This is a genomic window from Gluconacetobacter tumulisoli (assembly GCF_014174155.1).
In the GTDB taxonomy this organism is placed as follows: Bacteria; Pseudomonadota; Alphaproteobacteria; order Acetobacterales; family Acetobacteraceae; genus Gluconacetobacter; species Gluconacetobacter tumulisoli.
This window is the reverse complement of sequence record NZ_JABEQM010000004.1, coordinates 120,409-142,244: the sequence shown is the minus strand read 5'-3', so window position 1 is coordinate 142,244 and position 21,836 is coordinate 120,409. Positions and strand designations below refer to the sequence as shown.

The 21,836-nt window shown below is 67.5% G+C and carries 21 protein-coding genes; 9 read left to right on the top strand and 12 right to left on the bottom strand.

Annotated elements, in window-relative coordinates:
- Nucleotides 1–9: 9 nt before the first annotated feature.
- The 6 genes from HLH28_RS06700 (at nt 10) to HLH28_RS06675 (ending at nt 5,981) form a co-directional block, all read left to right on the top strand.
- Nucleotides 10–1,221 carry a nicotinate phosphoribosyltransferase gene (locus tag HLH28_RS06700; protein ID WP_182956461.1) on the top strand — a complete coding sequence of 404 codons (1,212 nt, stop codon included), beginning with the start codon at nt 10–12 and terminating at the stop codon, nt 1,219–1,221.
- 16 nt (nt 1,222–1,237) lie between these two features.
- Nucleotides 1,238–1,606, top strand: coding sequence for a hypothetical protein (locus HLH28_RS06695; protein ID WP_182956458.1), 369 nt, complete (start codon nt 1,238–1,240; stop codon nt 1,604–1,606).
- A gap of 83 nt (nt 1,607–1,689) precedes the next feature.
- Nucleotides 1,690–3,021 carry a glutamate--tRNA ligase gene (gltX, locus tag HLH28_RS06690; protein WP_182956455.1) on the top strand — a complete coding sequence of 444 codons (1,332 nt, stop codon included), beginning with the start codon at nt 1,690–1,692 and terminating at the stop codon, nt 3,019–3,021.
- A complete protein-coding gene (arsC, locus tag HLH28_RS06685; RefSeq protein WP_182956451.1) occupies nt 3,018–3,368 on the top strand; it encodes an arsenate reductase (glutaredoxin) in 351 nt (116 codons plus the stop codon). The genes gltX and arsC overlap by 4 nt, the downstream gene beginning before the upstream one ends.
- An 88-nt stretch (nt 3,369–3,456) precedes the next feature.
- Nucleotides 3,457–4,686: a glycosyltransferase gene (locus HLH28_RS06680; protein ID WP_182956448.1), complete on the top strand. Its 1,230-nt coding sequence runs from the start codon at nt 3,457–3,459 to the stop codon at nt 4,684–4,686.
- Nucleotides 4,683–5,981 carry a condensation domain-containing protein gene (locus HLH28_RS06675; protein ID WP_182956445.1) on the top strand — a complete coding sequence of 433 codons (1,299 nt, stop codon included), beginning with the start codon at nt 4,683–4,685 and terminating at the stop codon, nt 5,979–5,981. The genes HLH28_RS06680 and HLH28_RS06675 overlap by 4 nt, the downstream gene beginning before the upstream one ends.
- A gap of 50 nt (nt 5,982–6,031) precedes the next feature.
- On the opposite strand, the gene HLH28_RS06670 is transcribed toward HLH28_RS06675, so the two are convergent.
- The gene (locus tag HLH28_RS06670; protein ID WP_182956442.1) at nt 6,032–6,808 is read right to left on the bottom strand and encodes an RNA methyltransferase; all 777 of its coding nucleotides are present in this window, start codon (nt 6,806–6,808) and stop codon (nt 6,032–6,034) included.
- Nucleotides 6,805–8,166, bottom strand: a complete 1,362-nt coding sequence (gene cysS, locus HLH28_RS06665; protein WP_182956438.1) for a cysteine--tRNA ligase — start codon at nt 8,164–8,166, stop codon at nt 6,805–6,807. Before cysS ends, HLH28_RS06670 begins: the two co-directional genes overlap by 4 nt.
- A gap of 147 nt (nt 8,167–8,313) precedes the next feature.
- On the opposite strand from cysS, the gene HLH28_RS06660 reads away from it, so the two are divergent.
- Nucleotides 8,314–9,711, top strand: coding sequence for an MATE family efflux transporter (locus tag HLH28_RS06660; protein ID WP_182956435.1), 1,398 nt, complete (start codon nt 8,314–8,316; stop codon nt 9,709–9,711).
- On the opposite strand, the gene HLH28_RS06655 is transcribed toward HLH28_RS06660, so the two are convergent.
- The 3 genes from HLH28_RS06655 to rpsD all read right to left on the bottom strand — a co-directional run bounded on the left by HLH28_RS06655 (nt 9,680) and on the right by rpsD (nt 12,852).
- Nucleotides 9,680–10,426 carry a sulfotransferase family 2 domain-containing protein gene (locus HLH28_RS06655; protein ID WP_182956432.1) on the bottom strand — a complete coding sequence of 249 codons (747 nt, stop codon included), beginning with the start codon at nt 10,424–10,426 and terminating at the stop codon, nt 9,680–9,682. The two genes, HLH28_RS06660 and HLH28_RS06655, sit on opposite strands and share 32 nt — an antisense overlap.
- 139 nt (nt 10,427–10,565) lie before the next feature.
- The gene (locus HLH28_RS06650; protein ID WP_182956429.1) at nt 10,566–12,137 is read right to left on the bottom strand and encodes a peptide chain release factor 3; all 1,572 of its coding nucleotides are present in this window, start codon (nt 12,135–12,137) and stop codon (nt 10,566–10,568) included.
- Nucleotides 12,138–12,234: 97 nt separating this feature from the next.
- Nucleotides 12,235–12,852 (bottom strand): 30S ribosomal protein S4, encoded by a 618-nt coding sequence (rpsD, locus tag HLH28_RS06645; protein ID WP_182940289.1) that lies wholly within the window; start codon nt 12,850–12,852, stop codon nt 12,235–12,237.
- Between the two features lie 343 nt (nt 12,853–13,195).
- Here rpsD and HLH28_RS06640 point away from each other — a divergent pair, with 343 nt between their 5' ends.
- Nucleotides 13,196–13,750 carry an HdeD family acid-resistance protein gene (locus tag HLH28_RS06640; RefSeq protein WP_182956426.1) on the top strand — a complete coding sequence of 185 codons (555 nt, stop codon included), beginning with the start codon at nt 13,196–13,198 and terminating at the stop codon, nt 13,748–13,750.
- A gap of 61 nt (nt 13,751–13,811) precedes the next feature.
- On the opposite strand, the gene HLH28_RS06635 is transcribed toward HLH28_RS06640, so the two are convergent.
- Nucleotides 13,812–14,468, bottom strand: coding sequence for an NADPH-dependent F420 reductase (locus HLH28_RS06635; RefSeq protein ID WP_246395732.1), 657 nt, complete (start codon nt 14,466–14,468; stop codon nt 13,812–13,814).
- A 71-nt stretch (nt 14,469–14,539) separates the two neighbouring features.
- A complete protein-coding gene (locus HLH28_RS06630; RefSeq protein WP_182956420.1) occupies nt 14,540–15,145 on the bottom strand; it encodes a cupin domain-containing protein in 606 nt (201 codons plus the stop codon).
- A gap of 214 nt (nt 15,146–15,359) precedes the next feature.
- On the opposite strand from HLH28_RS06630, the gene HLH28_RS06625 reads away from it, so the two are divergent.
- Nucleotides 15,360–15,497 carry a hypothetical protein gene (locus HLH28_RS06625; RefSeq protein WP_182956417.1) on the top strand — a complete coding sequence of 46 codons (138 nt, stop codon included), beginning with the start codon at nt 15,360–15,362 and terminating at the stop codon, nt 15,495–15,497.
- Here the strand turns inward: HLH28_RS06625 and HLH28_RS06620 are convergent, their stop codons facing one another.
- The 5 genes from HLH28_RS06620 to alaS all read right to left on the bottom strand — a co-directional run bounded on the left by HLH28_RS06620 (nt 15,498) and on the right by alaS (nt 21,695).
- Nucleotides 15,498–16,169, bottom strand: a complete 672-nt coding sequence (locus tag HLH28_RS06620) for an NUDIX hydrolase (RefSeq protein ID WP_182956414.1) — start codon at nt 16,167–16,169, stop codon at nt 15,498–15,500.
- Between the two features lie 25 nt (nt 16,170–16,194).
- Complete coding sequence (locus HLH28_RS06615) at nt 16,195–17,157, bottom strand: aldo/keto reductase (protein ID WP_182956411.1); 963 nt, start codon at nt 17,155–17,157, stop codon at nt 16,195–16,197.
- Nucleotides 17,158–17,235: 78 nt separating this feature from the next.
- Entirely contained in the window at nt 17,236–18,111 is an 876-nt protein-coding gene (locus HLH28_RS06610; protein WP_408869823.1) for an endonuclease/exonuclease/phosphatase family protein, read from the bottom strand.
- 12 nt (nt 18,112–18,123) lie between these two features.
- A complete protein-coding gene (locus tag HLH28_RS06605; RefSeq protein ID WP_182956409.1) occupies nt 18,124–18,819 on the bottom strand; it encodes a carbonic anhydrase in 696 nt (231 codons plus the stop codon).
- Between the two features lie 224 nt (nt 18,820–19,043).
- Nucleotides 19,044–21,695, bottom strand: a complete 2,652-nt coding sequence (gene alaS / locus HLH28_RS06600; RefSeq protein WP_182956406.1) for an alanine--tRNA ligase — start codon at nt 21,693–21,695, stop codon at nt 19,044–19,046.
- Between the last annotated feature and the right edge of the window lie 141 nt (nt 21,696–21,836).

The following is a 21,836-nucleotide window of genomic DNA, read 5'->3' as shown; positions in this document are numbered from 1 at the left end:
GGAGGAACGATGTCCGCAGCAGATACCGGTGGAGCCTGGCCCGCCGCAGGCGCCTTCGGGCCGACCCAGGCCCTGGATGACGGGACGATCCGGTCGCGGACCGATGCCTATTTCAACCGGACGCGGGACATCGTGACCCGCTTCGGCGACCGGCAGGTGACCTACGCCCTGTTCATCCGCCGTCCGGTCATCTCCGCCCCCCGGCTGATGACCGAATGGCTGGACGGCGTGGCGCGGGAACGCCGGATCACGCTGTCGTACGACATCATGTTCCCCGAGGGCACATGGGCCGGCGCGGGCGAACCTCTGGTCTATATCACCGGGTCCTTCGCCGCCCTTGCGGACCTGGAAACCCTGCTGCTGCAGAAACTGGGACCACCCTGCGTCGCCGCGCACAACGCCTACCAGATGGCGATGGCCCTGCCGCGGGCGCGGTTCATGGCGATGGAGGCCCGTCATTGCGCGGGCTTCGAAATGCAGGAACAGATGGCCTATGCCGCCTCGGTCGGCAGCCGGGCGGCGCAGCGCGAGGGCGCGGTGGGCTTCATCGGCGGCGCGAACGACGCGACGGCGGGGTTCTTCGGCGACGGACGGGGTCTGGGCACCATGCCGCACGCGCTGGTCGGTTATGCCGGCTCCACCCTGCGCGCGGCCGAGATGTTCTATTCGACCTATCCCGAGGCCGACCTGGTGGTCCTAGTCGATTATTTCGGCCGGGAGATCACCGACGCGCTGGAGGTCTGCCGCGCTTTTCCGGACCTGGCCGCCGCCGGGCGGGTCGGCGTCCGGCTGGACACGCATGGGGGGCGGTTCCTGGAAGGGCTGGATCCCCAGCTGTCCTACGCGGCGCTGGAGCGCAACACGCCCGGCACTATCCGGCGCTATCGCTCCGAAACCGAATTGCGCCACCTGGTGGGCACGGGCGTATCGGCTGCCGCCGTCTGGCGCATGCGCGAGGCGCTGGACGAGGCCGGGTTCCCCAAGGTGCGCATCATCGTTTCGTCCGGCTTCAGCGTGGAAAAATGCCTGGCCATGGCGGACGCCCATGCCCCGATCGATCTGGTGGGGACCGGGTCGTTCATCCCCGACCGGTGGTCCGAAACCTACGCCACCGCCGATGTCGTATCCTATGACGGCGACGCACGGGTGAAAATCGGACGCGAATTCCTGCTGCGCAAGGCGCGCGACCGGGTGGTTCCGGTACGCAGCCACGCATCGTGACACGAAAGAGCTGCATTTGACGGAATCCCTTTTTGCGCCCGAGGGCGGTTGGCGGGTCAGGATCCTGGACCTGTCCGGCGGGGCCGAGGACAATATCGTCGAGGAGGTCGGCGGCTTCCCCGACCTGATCCACGCCAATGCCTTCGCCCGCGCCTATGTGCGCGACAGCGTCGAACGCTGCCGCGTCCCCGGGGCGTCGCCCCGCGACGTGCTGTCGGCATGGTTCGCCTTCGGCGAGGACGCCGAGGTGCTCGATTCGGGTGAAAACGGCTGGCGTTCGGCGAACGAGCTGGACGATTTCACCGCCCATGCGGCGTCGGACATGGAACGTGACTGGCGCGCGCTCGACCCCCGCCGCGACCAGGAGGACGAGCCCGAGGAATAGTCCCGCGCCACGTCGGCGATTCCCGCGCCGATGCGGGCGCACATGGCTGGTCTTTCGGGCCGCCCCGACGCATATAAGGCGGCATGAAACTCCGCTTTGCGCCCAGCCCGACGGGCCTGATCCATGTTGGCAATGCCCGGCAGGCGATTGCCAACGCCCTGTTCGCCCGCCGCCACGGCGGCACGTTCCTGCTGCGGATCGACGATACCGATCGCGAGCGTTCGCGTGAGGAATATGTCGAGGCCCTGCGCAGCGACCTCGTCTGGATGGGAATCGGCTGGGATGAATGCGTCCGGCAATCGGACCGACTGGACCGCTACGCGCTGGCGATCGAACGCCTGAAGGCGTCCGGCCGCCTGTATCCGTGTTTCGAGAGCGAGCAGGAACTGGCCGCCAAGCGCGAAGCCCGGATTCGCATGCGCAAGCCCCCGATCTATGACCGGGCGATGCTGCGCATGACGCCGGAACAGCGCGCGCAGGCCGAGGCGAACGGCAAGATTCCGTATTGGCGCTTCCGCCTGTCGGACAGCATCGTGACCTGGAACGACCTGGTGATGGGGCGTTCGCAGGTCAAGCTGACCGCGATCTCCGACCCGGTTCTGGTGCGGGCCGACGGCACGGTGCTGTACACGCTGGCTTCGGTCGTCGACGATATCGAGACCGGCATCACCCATGTGGTCCGCGGCGAGGATCATGTGACGAATACCGGGGTGCAGATCGACATCGCCCAGGCGCTGGGCGCGCGGCCCGACCGCTTCGCGTTCGCACATCTGCCGCTGTTGCTGGACGAGGCCGGGGGCAAGCTGTCGAAGCGTTTCGACGGGCTGTCGATCCGTGCCCTGCGCCAGGACGGGATCGAACCCGAGGCCGTGGTATCCTACCTGGCGCGGCTGGGCAGCGCGGATGATCCGGCCCCGATGTCGATGGACGACCTGGCCGCCGCGTACGACCTCGGCCGCGTGTCGCGGTCCGCGGCGCGGTTCGACATGCGCCAGCTTCTGGCGCTGAACCGCAAGATCATGCACCAGACACCCTTCGAGGCGGTACGTGCCCGCCTGCCCGACGGCGCGACGGAGGCCTTCTGGCTCGCCGTCAGGGGCAATGTCGACATGATTTCCGAACTGCGCCACTGGTGGGACGTCGTCGCGGGCACGATCGTCCCCCCGGTTCTGGACGATGAAAGGGAGTACCTGCTGCAGGCCCTGGCGGCACTGCCCGACGAACCGTGGGACGCGCAAACGTGGAAGGGCTGGACGACGGCCCTGCGCGATGCGACCGGCCGGACCGGCAAGACAGTCTTCCATCCGCTGCGCCTGGCCCTGACCGGCGAGGAGAAGGGGCCGGAGATGCGCGACCTGCTTCCCCTGATGGGTCGTGCGCGCGTGGCCGAACGCCTCCGGATCGCCGCACGGTGAGCGAGGTCACGATCTGGCACAATCCACGCTGCAGCACGTCGCGCAAGGTGCTCGACCTGCTGCGCGCGGAAGGGATCGAGCCGGCGATCGTCTTCTACCTCCAGACGCCGCCGGACCGGGCCACGCTGGCCGATGCGATCGCACGGGCCGGGCTCTCGGTCCGTGACGCGATCCGCACCAGGGAAGCCGCCTATGGGGAACGGGGACTGGACGATCCGGCGCTGGACGACGCGGCGTTGCTGGATGCGATGCTGGCCGAACCGGTCCTGATCAACCGGCCCTTCGTGATGACCCCGAAAGGGGTACGCCTGTGCCGCCCGGTCGAGCGGGTGCGCGACATTCTCTGACGATCCGGCGGGTTCGTTATTTCATTGTTTCCCGCCATGGCGCTGTGCTCATATCGCCTGTGCAATGGGGCGCAAGCGGGCGAAGGCAGTGCGGCAATCCTATCATTTCGTCGTCCTGCCGATCGGTGCGCTGGGCGATTTTCTTCCGGCGGCCGGGCTGGCCCGGGAACTGGCGGCACGGGGACACGATGTCGACCTGATGGCCCAGGCGGCTTTCGCGTCGCACAGGCCGGGTGGTGGTGTCCGCTTCAGGACGTTCGGCCGGCAGGACGACTTCGAACGCGACATCGCCAACATGCGCGTCCTGGACCGGCAGCAGCCGGTTCTCTACGAAGCCCTGATCGCGCCGACCATCCTGCCGCATCGCCAGGCGATCGAAACCGCGATCCGGACGGGAACCAAGCCGGTTGTCGTGCTGTCGGCGGTGCATGCGGTGGGCGCGCTATGGGCTGCCCGGTGCCTGGGGGCGCAGGCGATCGGCATGGTGACCACGCCGCCCTACATGATCGGATACCAGAACCCGAATCCGGTGGCGGACTCCGTGATGCGCGCGGCATTCCGTGGCTGCGGCCTGCGGGACCTGCCGCCGCCTGTCCAGGATAGCGCGCGGTTATTCTGGGGCGACTTCATCATGACCTACGACGCGTTCCTGGAACTGTTCCCGACGTGGCTGGATACCGTGCCGATTCAGCGTGACGCGCGGCATATCCCGGGCACGTTTCCCGGCGGCAGCAGCGACATCGCCGTTCCCGAGGTCGAGGCGTTCGCGCTGGACGGTCCGGCGCCATGGATCTTCTTTCCCGGATCCTCGGGCATGCTCAACGTCGTCTGCCGCGATTTCCGCAGCGTGGTCGCCGAATATGCGCACCTTACCGGCCGGCGTTGCATCCTGATCGACCGGGCGCTGGACGTGCCATTCCAGGCGGTATCGGACAATCTGGTGGCCACTCCCTGCACGGACATGAACCGCCTGCTGCCCCTGGCACGCGGGATCCTGCATCATGGCGGGATCGGCATCATGTCGCAGTCCCTGGCGGCCGGCCTGCCGCAGGTCGTCGTGCCCGTGGGATTCGACCAGCCGGCAAATGCCCAGTGGCTGGAGGACAGGGGCGTCGCCGTCACGACCATGCCGGCCGCCCTGTCCGCGTCGCATCTGGTCGAACTGGTGGCCGAGGCCGAGGCCCTGGCGCCAGGACCGGCGCGGGACCTGGCCCGGCGCCTGAAGCGCGAGGGTGGAACGGGCGGCCTGGTCGATATGCTGCTGGACCGCCTGGACGGTCATGTGCCCGCGTCCGGGATGGAATGGAGCGTGGCGTGACCGATACGGGTGCGGTCGCCCCATCCCACGCCGGGCGTCTTCCTCTGACCATGCGGGACCGTGCCCTGCTGCCGCGCTTCTATACCCGCTTCGGTCCGTCGGGATCGACGCCGCACACCAACCTGGTCTATGGCACGGTGATCCGGGGGGTGGTCGATGTGGACGCCCTGAGGTCCGCCGTCAGCCGGGTGGTCGAGGCCAACCCCGAACTGCGGGCCTTTTATTCCGGTCCCAATGAGGATCCGGCGAAATATTCCGCGTCGTCGGACGTGCCCTTCCATTTCGAGGATTGTCGCGGCGACTGGGTCGCGTTCAAGGCGGCGGTGCGCGCGGCGATCGCGCATCCGTTCAGCCTGACCGATTATCCGCTGATCCGCGTGACGCTGGTACGCCGCGCGCCCGCGCGATTCGTCTTCATCCTGTGCGCCCATCACCTGGCGGTCGACGGGTGGTCGATCGTGATGTTCCTGCGCGCGATCTCCCGGCTGTACCAGGTGGACGCGCCGGCCTCGCGACCGGCCGTCAACGTGCCGGACTATCTGCGCGACCGCCAAGCTTACCTTGAATCCGATGCCGCCAGCGCCGATACCGCCCGGGCGCTGGCATGGCTGGCCCCGGCGGTCCCGGCCCTGCGCCCGACGCAGCCGACGCCGTTTCCATCGCCCGAGGAAGTCCATCGCCTGGTCCGCCTGGACCGGCAGGCCGTCCGGCAGGCGTGCCAGACGCTGGGCCTGAGCGTGACCGACCTGCATCGCGTCCTGTTCGTTCTGGTCCAGCATGCCATCACCGGCCTGGACGAACTGGGCTTCAGCGAAGCCCATCCCAACCGGCCGCCGGAAGGGGCGGGCCTGTACGGCTTCCTGTCCGACGATCATCTGGTCCGCGTGACGATCCGGCCGGGCGACACCGTCCGCGATCTGGTCGATGCCGTGAAGCGGGGATTGGATCACGCCCGGGATTACGCGGGGCTGCCGGCGGCCACGTTGCTGCGGCGGCTGTATGACGGGCCGCCCTTGCCGCGATTCCATTTCAATCCGTTCGGGGTCGGGGCGAACGCATTACGGCTGGGGGGATTGTCCATCCGCCATTTCAAGACGATGAAGGCCTTCGCGCAGACGGACCTGACCTTCGTGTCCCTGAATGCGGATTTCGCCTTCATCGCCATGGCGCGGCCCGAAATCGACGGCTACGACATCGATGCGGTCGCCACCTGCCTGCGACGGGCGCTGGCGATGCTGGCCGACCCTACGCGCCCGCTGTCCCATGGGTTGCTGCGCTCGGGTTGGGCCAGCTGACCGCAGGGTGAAAACGGGGGTGCCTGTCAGGACCTGCCAGGACCGGCGTGTCAGGATTGGCGGGATTTGCGCCCGCGCGCCAGTTCGGTGACCACGCCGTGCAGCGTGCGCAGTTCCTGTTCGGTCACTTCGCCGCGGGTGAAGAAATGGCGCAGGTTGCGGACCATGCCCGCACGTTTCTGTTCGTTGCGCAGGAAACCGCACTCGTCCAAGTCATCGATCAGATGGCGCATGAAATTGTCCAGCTCGCCCTTGGTGGCCACATGGGTTTCATTGGTCATCAGCGTGCGGGGCGGGGTGGCGTCGGCGGCCATCCACCATTCATAGGCCATGATCATGACCGCCTGCGCCAGGTTCAGCGACATGAAGGCTGGATTGAGCGGATAGCGGATCAACGCGTCCGCCCGCGCCATGTCTTCGTTGTCCAGGCCGGCGCGCTCGGGACCGAACAGCAGACCGGTCCGCAATCCGCGTACGCTCGCCTGCCGCAATTCGGCGGCGCCCCCCCGCGCGGTCAGGACGGTCTTGACGATGTGGCGCGGGCGCGGGCAGGTCGCAAGGACATGGTGCAGGTCTGCGATCGCATCGTCGACGGTGTCATGCACCGTGGCGGCTTCCAGGATGCGATCGGCGCCGGACGCCGAACGCCAGGCCCGTTCCTGTGGCCAGCCGTCGCGGGGTGCCACCAGGCGCAGGTGGAACAGGCCGCCATTGGCCATCGCGCGTGCCGTGGTGCCGATATTCTCGGCCATCTGCGGACGAACCAGGATGACGACCGGGCTGTTGCCGATGGGCGCGATGTCGGCGCCCCCGTCACGACCGGTCATGCGCGCCTCCAGGTCGTGCCTGCGGCGCTGTCTTCCAGCACGATGCCCCGCTCGGCCAGCTCGGCGCGGATGGCGTCGGCGCGGGCGAAGTCACGGGCCTTGCGCGCGGCCAGCCGGTCGGCGATCAGCGCGTCGATGGCGGCGGAATCGACGTCCGCACCGGCGCGGAACCAGTCGTCCGGCGTCTGTTGCAGCACACCGATCATCCGGCCGGCCACCCGCAATCCGGTCGCGGCCCCGGTGTCGCCCGCCAGCGCGCGGTCGGCCAGGGCATGCATTTCGGCCAGCACGCGGGGGGTGTTCAGATCGTCGCACAGGGCCGCCAGGACCGGTTCCGGCAACGGGCCCTGCATGTCGGCGGGAACGTCGCCCAGCGCGCGATAGAACCGGTCCAGAGTCTGTTTCGCCTCTGCCAGTCCGGCCCGCGTGAAATTAAGAACCGAGCGGTACTGGGCATGCAGCAGCAGCAGGCGCAGCGCCTCGGCCGGCGTATCGCGCAGCACGTCGCGGACGGTCAGGAAATTGCCCAGCGACTTGGACATCTTTTCCCCGTCCACCAGCAGCATGGCGTTGTGCAGCCAGTGGTTGGCGAAGCGTCCGTGCGGAAAGCAGCACTGGCTCTGCGCCAGTTCGTTCTCGTGATGCGGGAACAGAAGGTCGGATCCGCCGCCATGGATATCGAAACTCTCGCCCAGGTAGCGGTGCGACATCGCCGAGCATTCGATATGCCAGCCGGGGCGGCCGCGTCCCCATGGGCTCTCCCAGCCCGGCAGATCGGGTTCCGAAGGTTTCCACAGCACGAAATCACCGGCCTCGCGCTTGTAGGGGGCGATTTCGACACGGGCGCCGGCCAGCAGATCGTCCGGACTGCGCCCGGATAGCGCGCCATAGGCGGCGAAGCTGTCGACCGCGAACAGGACATGGCCCTGTGCCTCGTAGGCGTGGCCACCGGCGATCAGGCGCCCGATCATGTCCAGCATTTCGCCGATATGATGCGTGGCGCGCGGCTCCACATCCGGCGGCAACATCCCGATCGCGGCCAGGTCCTCGTGAAAATCGCGGATGGTGCGCGCGGTCAGGGCGTCGATCGGCTCGCCGTTCTCGCGGGCGCGGGCATTGATCTTGTCGTCGACGTCGGTGATGTTGCGCACGTAGGTCACGCGCGGGTACAGATGGCGCAGTACCCGCACCAGGATGTCCGCCGTGACCATGGCGCGCAGATTGCCGATATGCGCCAGGTCGTAGACCGTCGGCCCGCAGAAATACACCCGCACATTCCCCGGATCGAGGGGAACGAACGGAACGATCTTGCGGCTTCTGCTGTCGTGCAGGTTGAGGTGCGGCATCGTGTCGGACATGATCGCGCCTAGATGCGACACCGGCGGGGCGGACGCAACACCCTTGTTCGCGCGGTGCGGCGCATTGCGCGGGAAGGGGGCGATTCCCGGTCATCCCTCGGATCGCTCATCTGGCCATCGGGCGCCCGATCTGCTCTGGATGCCGGCATGCATGTCCCGGTATCCCCTCCGTCCGAAATACGCCTGCTGCTGCGCATCGCGGGGCCGATCGCCTTGGCGCAGATCGCCCAGATGGTCATGGGGGTAACGGACAGCGTCCTGCTGGGGGGGCTGGGCGCCGATGCGCTGGCGGTCGGCGGCCTGTCCACCACCCTGTTCTTTACCGTCGTCGCCATGCTGCAGGCGACACTGGGCGCGGGCGGTGTGCTGATCGCCCAGGCGGTCGGACGGGGCGACAGGACGGACATCGCGCCCATCCATACGATGCTGCTGGTGCTGGCGCTGCTGCTGTGCGCGCCCTGCCTGTTCATCCTGGTCCAGGCCGGGCCGTTGCTGCGCCTGATGCATGAACCGGACTCGGTCGTCGGGCCGGTGACGGCGTTCGTGCATATCCTGATGTGGGGGGTGCCGCCGGCGCTGCTGGGAACGGGCGTCGTCAATGTCGTCGTGCCGGCGCTGGACGCGCAGGGGATCCTGCTGCGGGTGATGCCGGTCGTCGCCCTGGCCAACGGCCTGCTGAACGCCGCGCTGATCCATGGCCTGTGGGGCCTGCCGCGCCTGGGCCTGACGGGTTCGGCGCTGGCGACGGTCCTGACGATGTGGGGGGCGGCATTCGTCCTGCTGGTCGCGGTGCATGGACGGCCGCATCTGCGTGGTGTGCTATGGCCATGGCGCATCCGGCCGGGAATGATGCGGCTTCTGCTGCGTCTCGGCCTGCCGATGATGGCGGCGGCGGGGGCCGAGATGATGCTGTTCGAGGTCACGGGCCTGCAGGCCGCCCTGTTCGGCACACACGCCTTGGCGGCGCACCAGGTGGTGCTGAGCCTGACGTCCCTGACATATATGGCGACCATGGCGCTGGGCCAGGCGGCGAATGTCCGTGTCGCCTTCTGGACAGGGGCGGGCCAATCGGCACGTGCGCGACATGCGGCGCGGGTCGCTGTCGGGACGGGCATGGCCGTGATGGGGACGGTGGGCTGCCTGATCTACCTGTTCCGTGCCCGGATCGTGGCCTTCTACCTGGACCCGACCGTCGCCTCCAATCAGGAAAGCGTCGGAATCGCGATGACCGGCCTGCTGGTGGCGGCCATCTTCCAGATCGCGGACGGGACGCAGGCGGTGCTGGGTGGCGTGCTGCGGGGGCGCGGCGACGCGTTCGTCCCGATGATGCTGGCGGTCGTCGGCTACTGGGGGGTGGGCTTCCCCCTGGCGAGCTGGCTGGCGTTCCGCTGGTCGATGGGCATCATCGGGTTATGGAGCGGCATTGCCATCGCCCTGGTCGCGGTGTCGGTCCTGCTGGGGGGACGGGCGGCCTGGTCGCTGGGCGATCGATGGGCAGGCGCCCGGCGTCCCGCTACGTCCGACGTGCCAGCGTCCCGGCCATGAGGTCGTAATCGCATCGGTACAGGTCGCGGATACGCTGTTCCTGTTCGCAGGTCGGGGTCTGCCGCCGGCGGGGGCCTTCGTTCAGGAACGGGAAATGGACGTCCCCAAGGCCCGGGATGAGGCGACCCGCCTGCCCGAGATCGTGCAGGGGGATCAGGTGATCGACCGCCACGCGACCGTCGCGGTCGGTCACGTACCAGGATTGCGGACGAAAGAAATGGTCCATCTGGTAGGGGCTTCGCGCCTGCTCGACATGGGTCAGCGCATCATCCAGCGATTTGAACTTCATATATTGCGCCCGGAACGGGGCGGCGACCTGCCGGTGCTGGCCGCCGCCGCATCGGGCAAAGCCGAAGGCGGAGATGAAACGCTCGACGGGATCACGCAGAATCGCGAAGCTGGGCATGGTGCGGACCAGGTCCGGCGCGGCGTGCAGGTACGAACGAATGCTTTCATGCCGCAGTTCGCGCCCATACAGCGCGACCGAGACCGACGTGCCGGCATTCTTCGGCACATGGATAAACAGGATGCCCCGCTGTCGGATCGCGGCCAGGCGCCGCCTACGCTTGGCGCCGGCCGGCAGGCGCACGCCCAGATCCCCGGCGCGTTCGTGCAGGTCGCCGACCAGACGCAGGCCCAGCGGTCGCACCAGACGCTCGGCGACCCCCTTGGTCGCGCGATCATGCGATACGTAATGTGGCTGGACGATATCCATGTTCGGGGTCCCCGCAACAGCGCCAGTGCGCCGCTTCCAGGACACCCTTACGGCCTGCATTCAGGGTCGAACAACCGGCCAGAGGCGAACGAAACGCTATCTTACCGGCCACTTACACTTCGTTACCCGGGCCGGACCGTTATCGCGTCTCGACGCCAATCTGCTTGATATCGTGGAATGCCAGGTCGGGGTTCATCTCGGTCGTCCGGCGCATCATGAACGCGGAGCTGGCCAGCAGGACCGGATCGCCATCGATGTCGTCGGCCATGGCGGATCGGTTGGCGGCAGCGAACAAATCCAGCTTCGTCCGGTCCCCGGTGACCCAGCGGGCCAGGGAAAAGGGCGTTGATTCGAAACCGATCGCAACGCCGTACTCGCCGCCTAGCCGCGCCTGAAGCACGTCCAGCTGCAGCGTGCCGACAACGCCCACGATCGGCGGCGCGCCGTCTTGCGGACGAAACAGCTGCACTACGCCTTCCTCGGCCAGTTCGGTCAGGGCCTGCCGCAGCTTCTTGGCCTTCATCGCGTCGTCCAGGCGGACGCGGCGCAGGATTTCCGGTGCGAAATACGGCACACCGGTAAAGCGCAGGTCCTCGCCCTCGGTCAGGGTGTCGCCGATGCGCAGCGTGCCGTGGTTGGGAATGCCGACCACGTCGCCGGCGAAGGCTTCCTCGGCCAGCTGCCGGTCGCGGGCGAAGAAGAATTGCGGGGTATGCAGGGCGAACTGCTTGCCGATGCGCACATGCTTCAGCCGCATCCCGCGTTCCAGCCGGCCCGAGCAGATGCGCGCGAACGCCATGCGGTCGCGATGGTTGGGGTCCATGTTGGCCTGGATCTTGAAAACCAGCGCCGTCAGGCCGGTTTCGTCGGCGCGCACGACGCGGCTTTCGGTCGCCTGGTCGCGGGGCGGCGGCCCGAAGGCCACCAGCGCGTCCAGCAGGTCGGTCACGCCGATTTCCTTCATCGCGCTGCCGAAGAAGACGGGGGTCAGATGCCCGGCATTGAAGCTGTCCCGATCGAATTCCGGCAGGGCGGCCTCGGCCAGCTCCAGGTCTTCGCCCAGTTGGACCATGCGCGGGTCGGACTGCTCCAGGGGCGTCGGGACATGCAGGCTGCGCGAACGCAGATCGTAGGTGCCGACGAAATTCGCCGCCCGGCCCACGGGCCATGTCGCCGGTGCGGTGTCCAGTGCCAGCGCCGAGGAAATCTCGTCCAGCAGGGTGAAGGGATCCTGCGCCTCGCGGTCCATCTTGTTGATGAAGGTCACGATGGGAATGTCGCGCAGGCGGCAGATCTCGAACAGCTTGCGCGTCCGGTCCTCGATCCCCTTGGCGGCGTCGATGACCATGACCGCGGAATCGACCGCCGTGAGGGTACGATACGTATCTTCCGAGAAATCCTCGTGGCCCGGCGTGTCCAGCAGGTTGAAGATACAGCCGCCATATTCGAACGTCATGACCGAGGTCACGACCGAAATGCCGCGATCTCGCTCGATGCCCATCCAGTCCGACCGGGTGCGGCGACGTTCGCCCTTGGCGCGGACATTGCCCGCAAGCTGAATGGCGCCGCCCGCCCGCAGGATGCGTTCGGTCAGCGTCGTCTTGCCCGCGTCGGGATGCGAGATGATGGCGAACGTCCGCCGCCGGGCGATCTCCCGGCAGATGGTGGCGGCGAGGGCGGTGGCGGGCTCGGCGTTCACGGGCAGGTCCATTTATACAGCGGTGACGGCGGGGTCCAAAAACACGGACGCCGGGCGCGGAGGGTCTCCCCCGCGCCCGGCGCCACGTTTGTCCGTTTCCGGACCGGGATCAGCGCGAGTAGAACTCGATGACCAGGTTCGGTTCCATCTGGACCGGGTAGGGGACGTCCGACAGCTTCGGCGCGCGCAGGAAGCGGCCCTTCATCTGGCGGTGATCGACTTCCATATATTCCGGAACGTCGCGCTCGCCGCTCTGCGAGGCGTCGAGGATGATGGCGAGCTGCTTGGACTTCTCGCGGACCTCGATCACGTCGTCGTCACGGACGATGTAGGACGGGATGTTCACCTTGCGGCCGTTGACCGTGATATGACCATGGCTGACGAACTGGCGGGCGGCAAACGGCGTCATCGCGAACTTGAGGCGATAGACCACCGCATCCAGCCGGCGCTCCAGCAGGTCGATCAGGTTCTCGGAGGTGTCGCCCTTGCGGCGGACTGCCTCGTCGTAATACTTGCGGAACTGCTTCTCGCTGATGTTGCCGTAGTAGCCCTTCAGCTTCTGCTTGGCCATCAGCTGCACCGAGAAGTCGGACGGCTTCTGCTTGCGGCGCTGGCCATGCTGGCCGGGGCCGTATTCGCGCTTGTTGACCGGGGACTTTGCACGGCCCCACAGGTTCACGCCAAGGCGGCGATTGATTTTGTACTTGCTCTCGAGGCGCTTGCTCATCGCGCGCTGTCTTCCATATTCGACATGACATATGGACGACCCTGGGGCCGCGTCATCGTCATATATTGCACCGGTAGGCCCTGTTCCGCATGAACAGGACGGGCGCGACCCGTATTACCGGCGCCGGGGAGCAACACCCGTGCTGGCACCGGCCGGTTCGTCCACGTTCCCGGCAATGCGGGGGCGTATAGGCGCAAGCAGGCGCGTATGTCAATCGCGGGCCTTCGTTCCCGTCGCGGGTTTCCGCCAGCCGGCATGGCGGATGCGTCGCGAATGCCGATGTCGCCCGGGTCGGTCGTCCCCTATAGTCCGGGCTGTTCATCAAGGGAAACAAGGGGGATCCATGGCCACTCCGTTCACGCAACGCTGGGGATTGTTCGTCCTGCTGGGACTGGTTTCCATCGCGCTGGGCATCGTCGCATGGGTCGATGCGATTTCCGTCACGCTGGCCAGCACAATCATTATCGGCCTCCTGCTGGTCATCGCCGGCGCGGCACAACTGTTCCATGCCTTCGCCGTGCGGGACTGGGGCGGATTTGCCCTGTCGCTGCTGGGCGGGCTGCTCTACATCGCCGGCGGCGTTCTGCTGATGAAGGAACCGGTCAGCGGGTCCATCGTGCTGACGGTATTCGTGTCGGTCTGCCTGATCGTGTCGGGGACCATGCGCATGATTATCGCGGCCCGCCACCGCGAACTGAACGGATGGTGGCTCGTCCTGGGGGGCGGCCTGATCAGCCTGCTGGTCGGGGCGTGCCTGTACCTGACCTTGCCGTGGTCGGGATTGTGGCTGATCGGCACCTTCATCGCGGTGGAACTGATCGCGGCGGGCGTGGGCTGGATCCAGTTCGGCCTGGCCCTGCGGCAGTCGCAAATCCTGTCAGGACCGCCGACGATCTGAAGACCGCCGCCAGAGGCGCGATCGGATCGGCCCGATCGCGCCTTTCTTCTTCAGGCTGCCGTCATGATGGCAGCCCCAGCCGGCGGCGTAATTCCGGGGCCGTCAAATCGGCCTCGAATCCCGGGGCACCGGGCTGGAACAGGCGGGCCGCCGACAGGGGGCCGGCCGCGACGGGATCGAACCCCGCGTCGCGGATCAGGCCCGCGACGATGCGGGTCGCGGCCGGATCGTCACCGGCGAAGGGAATCCCCAGCAGCGGCGGCGTCCGGTGCGCCTCGGCGTCGATCGTGCTCATGTCCTCGGAATTGAAGGCCCTTACGACATGCGCGCCGGGAAAGAAGGACTGGGTGGTGACGCCCGCGCCCTGCTCGCGCGCCTGGCGCGCCACGTCCCCGTCGCGCCACGGGTAGGGATTGCAGGCGTCGATGACGATTTTACCGGCAAGCGCGGCATGCAGCGCGGCGCCGATCGCCGGCAGCGCACCATAGGGAACCGCCAGCAGTACGACGTCCCCGAATCGGGCCGCCTGTTGCGGGGTGCCGGCCTGGGCCAGCGGACCCAGTCCTGTGGCGACCGACCGGGCCCCCGCGATCTCGCGGGCCGAGAACATGACTGGATGTCCCGCCCGGACCCACAGGCCGCCCAGCGTGCTGCCGACATGCCCGGCGCCGATCGTGCCGATCCGCAGGGGGGCGTCGGCGCGTGCTGCGACGGGCATCAAAAGGGCAGACAATCCGCCCAGCAGGGTACGGCGTCGAAGGCGTGAAATCGTATCGGTCATCTCGTCCGTCAGGTCTGGTGCCACAGGGCGGGGAGGGAGCCGTCGGCCCCGGCGACCGGGTCGCTGGCCGGGAAGGGAACATGATTCATGCGCGCCAGGGCGTCGGCCGGCAAGGCGCCGCGCTGCAGGTCGAAATCCTGGCCGGGCGGATAGGCCCCGACCACCAGGAACGCATCGTCGGAGCCCAGATTGCGATGTCCGGTGCCGGCGGGCAGGACAACGACGTCCCCGGCGCTGACGTCGACGATGCGTCCCCCCGGTCCGCCCAGCATCAGACGGGCCGAACCCGAGGCGACGCCCAGGACTTCATGCGCCGTGGAATGATAATGGTGGAAGGTATAGACACCCCATCGCCACCGGGGCGGCCACCCGTTCGCGGTGAAGAGGTCCTCGAACCCCGCCGCCGGGTCATCGGGGCGCAGGGCAACCGCGTTGCGATAGTACAGCACCGGCAGGTGGTCGTTGTTCGGAACCCAGTCATTGCGGGGCAGCATGAAGGATTCGATGTCATGCCCACCGGTTCGGCCGGCGGCATGGACCTGATGACCCGTCAGGGAGAGGCCGATGCCGGCAAGGAAGGTCTGGAAGGCGCGTCGGGATACGGTCACGTCCATTCTCCTGCAACGGCGATGAACAGGGTGCGCAGTATGTCCGCGCGATTTCGACATCAGCCAGTGAAAACCAGTTTAGGATCGTTTCACCTGTGTCAGGGTGGACGATCCGGACACGATCCCGTCACATGGCGGCAGATCGTATTTTCCGGCCTTTTCGTATCGTTCGTCCGAAGGGTATGCAGGAAATGGATATTGAGGATTTTCAGGGGGGCGCATGCCTGAAATCGTGACTCCGCCGCAGCAGGCCCCACTGAGGGACGTGTTTCAGCTGATGGGGGCGGTCCTGTTCGTGATCGTCATGCTGGGCGTCGGCTGGCATGCCGCCCATTATTCGGGCGTCTGGCCGGCCTGATCACATCAGGAACAGGCGTGCGCCGGGCAGCAGGTCCGCCCGCGCCGTCCATTCGGCCTCCCGGCCGCGGGGAACGACGGCGAGCGCGTCGTACTCGCCATTGCCTGTCTCCTTCCAGTGGTGACGGACGTCGGCGAAAGGCAGGTCCGTGCTCAGGCGAATACCGATATCGACGATGCGGGTGCCGGGGTGGCGTACCGCGCGAAAGGGGCCGTGAACCGTCAGCAGGGCGGGTGGCAGGCCCAGTTCTTCCTCGGCTTCCGCCAGGATCTGCCGGTTGAGGTCGACATCGTCCTCGCCCAGGCGGGATTCAACGCTGCCGGCGGGTGGAGTGTGCCAGCATCCTGCCAGATAGGTGCTGCCGGCCTCGCGCCGGCCCAATACCGTGCCGTCGGGGGTGTGCAGTACGCCATTGACCGCCAGGGGGTTCAGCCGCAGCACCTTGAACAGTTCGGGCTGGGTCATCTGGGCGAGGACACGGCGATATTCGCTCCAATGTCCGGCGATGCGCCCGGCCCGTACCTGCTCGGCGGTAAAGACGCGTCCATTGAAGAGGCGGGGCTGCAGGGCCAGGCGCGCTTGCCAGATCGCCTCGATCCGGGCATCGATTTCAGGCGGCAGGGTCGGCATCGGCCGTACGGTCTGCACGGTCAGGCCGGGCAGAAGGGCCACGGACGGCCATCGGACGGGGGGCGCTTCAGACGGCATGGGATGGCAGCACGACCGCGATCGCGTCCAGTTCGGCGGCCGACAGGGGACGGGCAGCGGCGGCGGCATTGGCCAGGACCTGCGCGGGCCGGGTGGCCCCGGCGATGACCGAGCCCACCACGTCGTGGGCCAGCAGCCATCCGAACGCGAGTTCGGTCAGGGTCCGGCCATGCGTTTCGGCGACGACGGCCAGTCCTTCCAGCACTGTCCAGTTCCTGTCGGTCAGGTAGCGGTCGCGCAAATGAGTCCATGCGCCAAGGCGGCTGCCTTCGGGCGGTGGGGTGTCGCGGTGGTATTTGCCGGTCAGCACACCGCTGGCCAGCGGAAAATAGGGCAGCAGGCCCAGCCCGAAATGCCGCATCGCCGGGATCAGGTCGCGCTCGGCATCGCGCGCCAGCAGCGACAGTTCGTCCTGGCAGGAAATGAAACCGGCGACCCCGGCCGCCCGCGCCACGTGCTGCGCATCGGCGACCTGCCAGGCGGGAAAATTGGAACAGCCGGCATACAGGATTTTGCCGTCGCGGATCAAATCGTCCAGCGCGCGCAGCGTTTCCTCGATCGGGGTTGCCGGGTCCGGGGTATGGACCTGGTAGAGATCGATTCGGTCGGTGCACAGGCGCCGCAGGCTGGCCTCGACGGCGTCGCGGATATATCGGCGGGATGCGCCCTGCTTGCGGCCCTCGGCGTCCATCGGCATGCCGAATTTCGTCGCCAGCATGATATCGTTGCGGCGCGGACCCAGGATGGCGCCCAGCGCCTCTTCCGATGCGCCGTAATGGGCTTCACGCCGGCCATAGACATCGGCCACGTCGAACAGGGTGATGCCGCTGTCCAGAGCCTGATGTACCACGGCGCGGGATGCCTCCAGGTCGATGCGGCCGCCCAGATTGTTGCAGCCCAGCCCGACGGCCGAGACGCTCAGGCCGGAACGGCCGAGATGTCGCTGTTCCATCCGATGATGTCCTTTCCGGTCCCGTTCCGTCCCTGCCCACGATAGCTTGCCGGCGTGCGGGACGTCACGGTGCCGACCTTAGGGCATCTCCAGGCGAACCGACACCGGGCAATGGTCGGACAGGTGCCGCGCGCGGGATGGGTCCTGTTCATCATAGGTCAGGACCCGCAGGCTGTCGGTGTGCAGCCAGGTCCGCGCCTGGTTGCCCAGCAGCAGATGGTCGATGAAATACGCGCCGCCCCAGCAGGGGGAGGCCCGTCCCGCCGTCACCAGGGTTAGCGGTCCGTCATCCTGCAGCGCCCGCATGAAGGGATCGGTCGGGGTCAGTTCGCGATTGAAATCGCCCATGACCACGAACGGCACGCCTTCGTCCTGCCGTTCCGTGATCCAGTCGCGCAGGACGGCCATCTGCCGGTCCAGGGTCCGGCAGGCCGGCCGCCGGTCGGCTGGCGGCGCGTCGCGGCACCCGGCCTTCAAATGGACGACCAGGATGCGGAGGATGGCCGTGCCGTCCCCGATCGTGACGTCCACGCCGGCGCGCAAATGGTGTGGCGCATCGGGGGGATAGACGTCCAGTGCCGTCAGGTCGGGGTGGCGCTGGATCGTCAGGCCGGGTGCGACCGCCAGGCCGCTATGCTGCACCACATGGTCGGCGGCCATCACGATCCGGTAGCGCCCCGGCGGGAACAGCCGCGCTGCCAGCGCGGCGGAATCCACTTCCTCGAACCCGACCAGATCCGCGTCCAGACGCGTCGCATAGGCCGCAAGCCGGCGCAGATCCTCATGATCGCGCGGACGCACGTCGCTGGGCAGGGCGGGGTCGCCCGCCGGACGATCGGTCAGCCAGTCCAGGTTCCAGGTTGAGATCTTGATCGTCCGGGACTGGGCCGCCGGAACGGAGCAGAACGCCAGGATCCCCGCACAGAGAAGCCGGGTGCGGAAAAGCCGGCGCACTGTCCGTCCGGATTACGCCGCCGGCGCTGGGGCCTCGGGCGTGTTCTGCAGGCGGGCGATGGCCTCGTCGACATGGATGGTGTGGCGGGTGGTCTCGTCCAGGATAGCGACCTCGCCGCTGGCGATGTCGTAGAACCAGCCCTGGAGGATCAGTTCGTTGCGTGCCAGGGCCGCCGCCACCGCCGGATGCGTGCGCAGATGCGCGATCTGCAGCAGGACGTTCTGCTCGGCCAGGCTCCGCACGGATTCCGGGCCGGCATCGGTGGCCTGCAATGCGCCGGCGACCGCGCGCGCGGCCTCGGCATTGCGCAGCCACGATGCCACGGTGGGCATCCTGCTCAGCTTGGCCGGGTCGTCCAGCAGTGCCTTCATCGCCCCGCAATCGGAATGGCCGCAGACAATGATGTGCGACACGCCCAGCGCCAGAACCGCATATTCGATGGCCGACGACACGCCGCCCAGCATTTCGCCGTAGGCGGGAACGATGTTGCCGATATTGCGCAGGACGAACAGGTCGCCCGGCTGGGTCTGCGTGATCATGCTGGGATTCACGCGGCTGTCGGCACAGGCGATGAACAGCGTGTCCGGGGATTGCTGGCCGGCCAGCCCGGCGAACAGCTCGCGGTTCTGCGGGAAGACCTCGGAATTGAATTTTTCCACGCCCTGCAGAAGCTCGATCAGTGTCGTCTTGGCTTTGGTGTCGGCCATGGGTGTTCCTGTATTCCGAGGTGAAAATCGTGCCCCTTCGACCTCCACGACTGGTGGAGCGACGGCATGATCCGTGTTTTTCAAGACTAGCACGTTAACGGATGTCGGAAATACGAAGTTCCGCCAGATCGGTCGCGGGACATACTATGTCAGTGATGCGACGTGATTTGAAAGGCGGCCGTTACCACCCGCCCCCCCCCGGAAAGAGGGGCGGGGTTGGTGGGTCAGGCCGCGGAGAGCGTGCCGAGGGCGGTGCGAACGGCATCCAGGCCCGCTTCGGCCCGGGCGATGTCGGGGCCGCCGGCCTGCGCCATGTCGCGACGTCCGCCGCCGCCCTTGCCGCCCATGGCGGCGCTGGCCAGGCGGACCAGCTCGACCGCATCCAGGCGATCGGCCAGATCGTCCGTTACCGCCACGACCAGGCTGCCCTTGCCATCGGCAGTGGAGACCAGCGCCACGACGCCGGATCCGACCTGCTTGCGCAGGGCGTCGGCCAGTGGTTTCAGTTCCCGGGCCGGCAGGTCGCCGACATTGCGGGCGATCAGGCCCACGCCGCCGATCGTCTCGGTCGCGGTGGCGCCGTCCCCGCCGCTGGCCAGCTTGCGCTGCAGGTCGGAGACAAGACGTTCCATCGTCTTGCGTTCTTCCAGGATCACCGCCAGTCGCTCCGGCGCCTCGGCCGCCGAGACACGCAGCATCGCGGCCATCTGCTCCAGGCGCTGTTCGGTTGCCACGGCCGCCTGTTCGGCCGCCTTGCCGGTCACGGCCTCGATCCGGCGGATACCGGCGGATACGCCGCCTTCCGACGTGATGCGGAACAGGCCGATATCGCCCGTGCGGCCGACATGGGTGCCGCCGCACAGTTCGATGGACCAGGCGGGACGATCGTCCTCCGGGGCGCCCATGAACACCACGCGGACCTCGTCGCCATATTTTTCGCCGAACAGGGCCATGGCGCCTTGGGCGACGGCCTCCTCCTGCGACATCGGGCGGGTGGTGACCGGGCTGTTCTCGCGGATGCGGGCATTCACCTCGGCCTCGATGTCCGCGATTTCCTCGGGCGTGATCGGCCGGGGCTGGCTGATGTCGAAGCGCAGGCGATCCGGCGCATTCAGGCTGCCCTTCTGCGCGACGTGGGTGCCCAGGCGGCGGCGCAGGGCCTCATGCAGCAGGTGGGTGGCCGAATGATGGGCGCGGATGGCGCTGCGGCGGTCATGGTCCACGGTGGCGGTGACGGCCTGTCCGACGCGGACCGTGCCCTCGACCACCGTGCCGTAATGGATCAGCAGGTCGCCCAGGCGCTTCTGCGTGTCGGTCACGGCGATGCGCAGGCCTGGTGCGGTGATCAGGCCGGTATCGCCCACCTGTCCGCCGCTTTCGCCATAGAACGGCGTCTGGTTCAGCAGCAGCGCGACCTCGGCGCCCGGCCCGGCCTCGGTCACCGACAGGCCGCCGCTGACGATGGCCTGGATCTCGGCGTCCGCCTGTTCGGTGGTGTAGCCAAGGAATTCGCTGGCGCCGAAGCGGTCACGGGGCTCGAACCACACGGTTTCGGTCGCGGTGTCGCCCGAACCGGACCAGGCGGCGCGCGCACGCGCGCGCTGCACCTGCATTGCCTGGTCGAAGCCCGCGACATCGACCGCATGGCTGCTGCCGCGCAGGGCATCCTGCGTCAGGTCCAGCGGGAATCCGAACGTGTCGTACAGCTTGAACGCCACCTCGCCCGGCAGGGGCTGGCCATCGCCCAGATGCGCGGTTTCGTCGGCCAGCAGCGCCAGCCCGCGATCGAGCATCGCCTTGAACCGTTCCTCCTCGCCGCGCATCGTTTCGCGGATCAGGGCCTCGGCCTGCACCAGTTCGGGGTAGGCGGCGCCCATCTGGCGCACCAGCGTGGGCACCAGCTTGTGGAACACCGTTTCGCGGGTACCCATCATGTGCAGGTGGCGCATGGCCCGGCGCATGATGCGACGCAGGACGTAGCCGCGGCCGTCCTTGGCGGGCAGTACGCCGTCGGCGATCAGGAACGAGGTGGAGCGCAGATGGTCGGCGACTACCCGATGGCTGGAGCGGAACGGCCCGTCCGGATCCTGTCCCGTCGCCTCGGCCGAGGCCAGAATCAGCGCGCGGAAGGTATCCGTGTCGTAATTGTCGCGCTTGCCCTGCATGATCGCGGCGAAGCGTTCCAGCCCCATGCCGGTGTCGATCGACGGGCGGGGCAGGGGGGAGCGCACACCCGGCGGATCCTCGAAGAACTGCATGAACACCAGGTTCCAGATCTCGACGAACCGGTCGCCATCCTCGTCGGGCGAGCCAGGGGGGCCGCCGGGAACGTCGGGTCCATGGTCATAGAAGATCTCGGAGCACGGGCCACAGGGGCCGGTGTCGCCCATGCGCCAGAAATTGTCCGATGTTCCGATGCGGATGATCCGATCGTCGGGCAGGCCGGCGATCTTGCGCCACAGGGCCGCGGCTTCCTCGTCGTCGGCATAGACGGTGATCAGAAGCCTGTCGCGCGACAGGCCGAAATTGCGGGTAATCAGCGTCCAGGCATACTCGATCGCCTCGGGCTTGAAATAATCCCCGAATGAGAAATTGCCCATCATCTCGAAGAACGTGTGATGGCGGGCAGTGTAGCCGACGTTGTCCAGGTCGTTATGCTTCCCGCCGGCCCGCACGACCTTCTGCGCGGTCGTGGCGCGCGCATAGGGTCGGGTTTCCTGGCCGGTAAACACGTTCTTGAACTGGACCATTCCCGCATTGGTGAACAGCAGGGTCGGGTCGTTCCGCGGCACAAGAGAGGACGAGGGAACGATCTGATGACCGTTCGCCGCGAAATAGTCGAGAAAAGCCGCGCGGATATCGTTGGTTGTGGACATGGCGGGAGACAGACGATCCTGTAATGGAGGAAATCGGAGACCTCGGTCCCCTTCACCTAGCGCAGGGCGCGCGCCGCAGGAAGAGTAGAGCCGCGCGCGGCGGTCGAATCGGCCGCCCGGCCGGGCGCGCGCCGGTCAAGA